This window comes from uncultured Rikenella sp. (assembly GCF_910579375.1).
Lineage (GTDB): Bacteria > Bacteroidota > Bacteroidia > Bacteroidales > Rikenellaceae > Rikenella.
The window spans coordinates 1-5,683 of the sequence record NZ_CAJTUJ010000121.1; the positions used below are offsets into that span (position 1 = coordinate 1).

Annotated in this window: 4 protein-coding genes; 3 read left to right on the plus strand and 1 reads right to left on the minus strand. The window is 61.7% G+C overall.

Translation table 11 applies throughout. The features are described 5' to 3' along the window. On the plus strand, positions 1-1,052 hold a 1,052-nt coding region (locus QZ302_RS08235), incomplete at its 5' end, for a penicillin-binding transpeptidase domain-containing protein (protein ID WP_294594360.1). Continuing rightward, positions 1,033-2,523, plus strand: coding sequence for a rod shape-determining protein RodA (gene rodA, locus QZ302_RS08240; RefSeq protein ID WP_294594362.1), 1,491 nt, complete (start codon positions 1,033-1,035; stop codon positions 2,521-2,523). The genes QZ302_RS08235 and rodA, both read left to right, overlap by 20 nt. 3 nt (positions 2,524-2,526) lie before the next feature. Here the strand turns inward: rodA and nth are convergent, their stop codons facing one another. After that, entirely contained in the window at positions 2,527-3,186 is a 660-nt protein-coding gene (nth, locus tag QZ302_RS08245) for an endonuclease III (protein WP_294594363.1), read from the minus strand. Positions 3,187-3,355: 169 nt separating this feature from the next. On the opposite strand from nth, the gene QZ302_RS08250 reads away from it, so the two are divergent. Beyond that, positions 3,356-5,470, plus strand: a complete 2,115-nt coding sequence (locus QZ302_RS08250) for a glycoside hydrolase family 2 TIM barrel-domain containing protein (protein ID WP_294594365.1) — start codon at positions 3,356-3,358, stop codon at positions 5,468-5,470. Positions 5,471-5,683 lie beyond the last annotated feature (213 nt).

Genomic DNA, 5,683 nt, shown 5'->3' on the forward strand with positions numbered 1-5,683 from the left:
CCGGCGAGATACTCGTCATGGCCAGCTCCCCCTCCTACGACCCCGACAAACTCGTCGGGCGCGATTTGGGGAACAACTACATGGAACTCCTGCGGAATCCGCGGCATCCGCTTTTCAACCGCGCCGTGATGTCCCGATACCCGCCCGGCTCCACCTTCAAGGCGGTGACCGGCCTGATCGGGCTCGAAGAGGGCGTCTCGCGGCCCGAAGACTACCACCCGTGCAGCGGCGGATATACCGTCGGACGCGGCGTGAAGTGCCATACCCACTACTCGCCGATGAACCTCGTGCAGGCCACCGCCAATTCGTGCAACGCCTACTTCTGCTACGTCTTCCGCGACATCCTCGACAATCGCCAGTACGGCGGCGTCGCCAAGGGCGGATTCGACATGTGGTACGACTATGTGCGGAGCTTCGGTTTCGGGCGCAAACTCGAATCCGACTTCTGGGACGAACTCGCCGGCTACGTGCCGACCAAAGAGTTCTACGATCGGCGGTATCGCAGCCGGTGGAACTCGCTCACCGTCATCTCGCTCGCCATCGGACAGGGCGAGCTCGGGGTCACCCCCTTGCAGCTCGCCAACCTCGGCGCCACGATTGCCAACCGGGGATACTACTACATTCCGCACGTGGTGAAGAAGATCGCCGGCCACGACTCCATCGACGCCCGGTTCTACCGGAAAAACTACACGAAAGTCAATCCGAAATACTTCGAACCCATCGTCGAAGGGATGTGGGAAGGGGTGAACGTCGCCGGAACCGGCGGACGCGCCAGCGTGCCCGGGCTGAACATCTGCGGCAAGACCGGCACCGCCCAGAACCCGAACGGGGCCGACCACTCGACCTTTCTGTGCTTCGCGCCGCGATACGACCCCAAGATCGTCGTTTCGGTCTACGTCGAGCACGGCGGTTTCGGCGGTTCGGCCGCCGCCCCCATCGCCAGCCTGCTGATCGAGCAATACCTCACCGACACCATCCGGCGCCCCGAGCTCGTCCGGCAGATGAAAGAGATGACCATAGCTTATCCCATGTATGACAAACGCGGCAAATAGACTCATCTTCGGCTCCGACCGGGCCGCTGCTCACAAAGGCGGCGGACGGCTCTTTGCCGCCGACATCGACTGGTGGACGGTGGCCATCTACGTCGTGATGGTCTTCTTCGGCTGGCTCAACATCTTCGCCGCCGTCTACGACGAGGAGCACGCCAGGATTTTCGACCTCTCGCAGCGCTACGGCATGCAGATGCTCTGGATCGGCATCAGCTTCTTTCTGGCCATCTCCATCCTGCTGATCGACGGCAAATACTGGCACATGCTCGCCTATCCGCTCTATTTTTTCATGTTGGGCGTGATGCTCTTCGTGCTGCTCTTCGGGCACGAGAGTCATGGGGCGCAGTCGTGGCTCTCGATCGGCTCCGTCAGGATACAGCCCGCCGAGTTCATGAAATTCGTCACCGCATTGGCCTTGGCCCGGTATATGAGTGCCTACAACTTCGACCTGCGGACCGGGAAAGCGATCTATTACATCGGGTTGATTATCGGGATTCCCGTTCTGCTGATTCTGGCCCAGAACGATACCGGGTCGGCCATGGTCTTCGCCGCCTTCTTCCTGATGCTCTACCGTGAAGGGTTCGGCACCGCGCTCTATGTGGTGGCCCTGATGTTTGTATTCCTTTTCGTCATCTCCTTCCTGCTCGAACCGCTGCCCATTCTCTTCGTCGTCTTCTTCCTCTGCCTGGCGGCACAGGGGCTCGTGAACCGAAACTGGCGCGACAGCGCGCGCTATGCCGCGCTGGTGCTGCTGCTCGGGACGGTCGTCTTCGGCATCGGGACGCTGGTCGGCGCGCACCTGTCGCTCTTCGCTTCGATGCTCACCGGAGCCGTCCTCTCCTTGCCTTGGCTCGTGCGGTACGGCATCCGGCACCACATGACCAACCTCTGGAAATACGTCGTCTTCTTCGCCGGGGCCGTCGTTTTCACCGGGCTGGTGGACTACGTTTTTGACAACATCCTCCAGCTGCACCAGCAGAAGCGGATCCTCGACCTGCTCGGTATCGAGAACGACCCGCACGGGTGGAGCTACAACGTGATCCAGTCCAAAATCGCCATCGGTTCCGGCGGATTCGCCGGCAAGGGCTTTCTGGGCGGAACGCAGACCCGTTTCAGCTTCGTGCCGGAGCAGAGCACCGACTTCATCTTCTGTACCGTGGGCGAGGAGTGGGGATTCATCGGGTCGCTGTTCGTCGTGACCCTCTTTTTCGCCTTGATTCTGCGGCTGATGCGCATGGGCGAACGACAGAAAGAGCCTTTCGGCCGGATCTATTGCTATTCGGTGGCGGCGATCGTCTTCACCCACTTCGCCATCAACATCGGGATGACCGTCGGCCTCTTTCCGGTGGTCGGGATTCCGCTCCCGTTCTTCAGCTACGGGGGCTCGTCGTTGATGGCTTTCACCATCCTGCTCTTCGTCGCCTTGCGGCTCGACGCGTCGCAGTACGAGGAGAGCGCGCGGAAATTGCTGTAAGACTCAGCGATTCTTCTCCGCCTTGGCCAGCTCCCGCTGCCGGGTGCGGCACCACGACGCGATGCCGCACGTCGCGCACTTCGGCGCGCGCGCCGTGCAGACATACCGGCCGTGCAGGATCAGCCAGTGGTGCGCCCGGCCGAGCAGCTTCTCCGGAATGTGCCGCACCAGCGCCCGCTCCGTCTGCAACGGATTCTTCGATCCGGTCGTCAGTCCGATCCGCTCCGCCACCCGGAACACATGCGTGTCCACCGCCATCGCCGGCTTGTCGTAGACGATCGAGACGATCACGTTGGCCGTCTTGCGTCCCACCCCTTGCAGGGTGGTGAGCTCCTCGACCGTGTCCGGCACCCGTCCTCCATAGACCTCCTCCAACCGTTGTGCCATCGCCACTAAGTGTTCCGACTTCGACCGGGGGTAGGAGACCGACCGGATGTATTCGAACACCTCGTCCGAGGTCGCTCCGGCCAGCTCGTGCGCCGTGGGGAAGCGTTCGAAGAGGGCCGGCGTGACGAGATTGACCCGTTTGTCGGTGCACTGCGCCGAGAGCATCACGGCGACCAGCAGCTCGTACGGCGACCGGTAGTGCAGTTCGGTGTCATCGTCGGGCCGGTTTTTGGCGAACCAGGCGATGATGCCCGCAAATCTCTCTTTGACAGTCATAAACAGGGGGGATTAGGGTTGCTGACAGACGACAAAGTTAGCGAAATCGCTCTTTCGGGAGAGGCCGCCGGGCCGAAAAATCAGTAAACCGCTTCGAAAATTCCGGCGGCCTCCGCCACTTCGTTATCTTTAATTATCTTTGCTTTCGACCATACCGAAATCGATTCTTATGAAAAAGAGCCTTTTTCTTTTGCTCGCCCTTTTCGGGCTGTGTGCGGCCCACGGCATGCGGCGACAGAGCGTTTCGCTCGACCGCGGATGGACCTATACCCCCAGTTGGGAGATGAACGCCGCCGCTGCCGCCCGGCCCGTCGATCTGCCCCATACGTGGAACACCGACCTGCTCGGCGGCAAACCCGACTACTATCGCGGGCTCGGGAACTACGTCAAAGTGATCGAAATTCCCGCCGGATGGAACGGGCGGAGGCTTTTCCTGCGCTTCGGCGGCGCCAACTCCGTCTGCGACCTCTTCGTGAACGGCAAACATGTGGGGCAGCACCGCGGCGGGTACACCGCTTTTGCCTGGGAGATTACCCCTCTCGTGCGCTTCGGCGGGCGCAACACCTTGTGGGTGAGGGTCAATAATGCCCCCGACCTCGACGTCGCGCCGCTGACCGGCGACCTCAATGTCTACGGCGGTCTGTATCGCAGCGTCGAGTTGATTTCGACTCCCGCGACGCACATCGCCCTCGACGATTACGGGTCGAGCGGGCTTTACATCACCCCCACCCGGGTTTCTGCCGAGCGGGCCGAGGTGAATGCCCTTGCGGCGGTGCGGGGACGGAGCGGCGAGATGACGACCGCCGTCTTCACGGTGCGCGACGGCGAGGGGAATGTCGTCGAGACGTTGAACCGGCGCGTGAAACTCGATCAGGAGGGGCGCAGCGAGGTAGGCGTCTCGTTCGCGATCGACCATCCGCATTTGTGGAACGGCACGGAAGATCCCTATCTCTATACCTTGGAGGCGCGTGTGAGCAGCTCGGCGGGGACGCAGGATACGGTGTGCCAGGCGTTCGGCGTGCGGTGGTTCAACGTGGGCGACGACAATCGGTTCTATTTGAACGGCAAACCGTTGCGGATTCAGGGGGTTTGTCGTGTGGAGGACTGGGACGGCATCGGGAATGCGCTGCGGCGGCAGAACCATCGGCGCGATGTCGAACTGATGCGCGAGATGGGGGTGAATGCCGTTCGGTGCGCCTATTTTCCGAACGATCCGTATTTTCTCGACCTGTGCGACCGGGCCGGGATTCTGGTTTGGAGCGACCTGCCGCTGGTCGGCGCGGGGGGCTATAGGTACAAGGGATTCAACGATAGCGAGGGGTTTCGGGCGAACCTGCTGCAACAGCTGCGCGAGATGATGCGGCAGCAGTACAATCACCCGTCGGTCATCTGGTGGGGGCTGTTCGATCAGCTGACCCAGCGGGGGGCCGATCCGATCGGGGTGGTGCGCGAGTTGAACCGGGTGGCGAAAGAGGAGGGCGGCGGTCGGTTGACGGTGGCGGCGAGCAATCAGGACGGCGAGTTGAACTTCGTGACGGATTTGATCGGGTTCAATCAGTTTTTGGGTTGGAAATCGGGTCAGCCTCAGGATTTTGCCATTTGGACGCGCGATTTGCGGCGCGGGTTTCCGACGCTCCGGAGCGGCGTGAGCGAGTACGGCGCGGGGGCGAGCATCTATCAGTGGGCCGACAGTCTCAGTCGTCCGGACGCGGCGGGGAGCTGGCATCCGGAGCAGTGGCAGACGTGGTTGCACGAGAATTATTGGGGGGTGATCGCGTCGCGTCCGAACTTCTGGGGGACTTTCGTCTGGACGATGTTCGATTACGGGGCGGCGCATCGCACGGACGGCGCACGACCGGGGGTGGCGGATTACGGGTTGGTGACTTTCGACCGGCGGGTGCGGAAGGATGCTTTTTACTTTTACAAGGCGAACTGGAATGCTTCGGAATCGTTCGTTCATCTGGCGGACAGCCGTATCGAGGAGCGGTTCTCGCGGGTGCAGGCGGTGCGGGTCTTCTCGAACGCGAGCGATGTGGAGCTTTTTGTCAATGGGGTTTCTCAGGGGTTGAGGTCGAACGACGGTTTGGGACGGTTTCAGTGGACGAGGGTGACGTTGCGGCCGGGCGAGAATCTGTTGGAGGCGGTCGATCCGTTGTCGGGGGCTCGGGACAGCAGTGTGTGGGTGGTCGGTAGCCGGATCCAGCTGCCGGGTATCGAGTCTGCGGGCGGTCCGGAGGTGATTTCGGCATCGTCGGGCGCCCGTTTGCAGCGTTCGCGGCAGTAGCGGGCTGAACATTGGGCCGAGGCTTTGCGCATGCGGTCAGACCCTGCCAGAGCATCCCGTAGGGATGCGCTCTAAAGTTTTTCTGGTTCTCTTTGTTCACAACCGACGCTGCCAGCGAGAGCAATGCAAACGTAGTTTGCAAATTGCCGAGCGGCGAGGAGGAAGGCGAAGCCAACGAGAACAGTTCAAGGCGGGTTAAAGCTCAACCCGCGC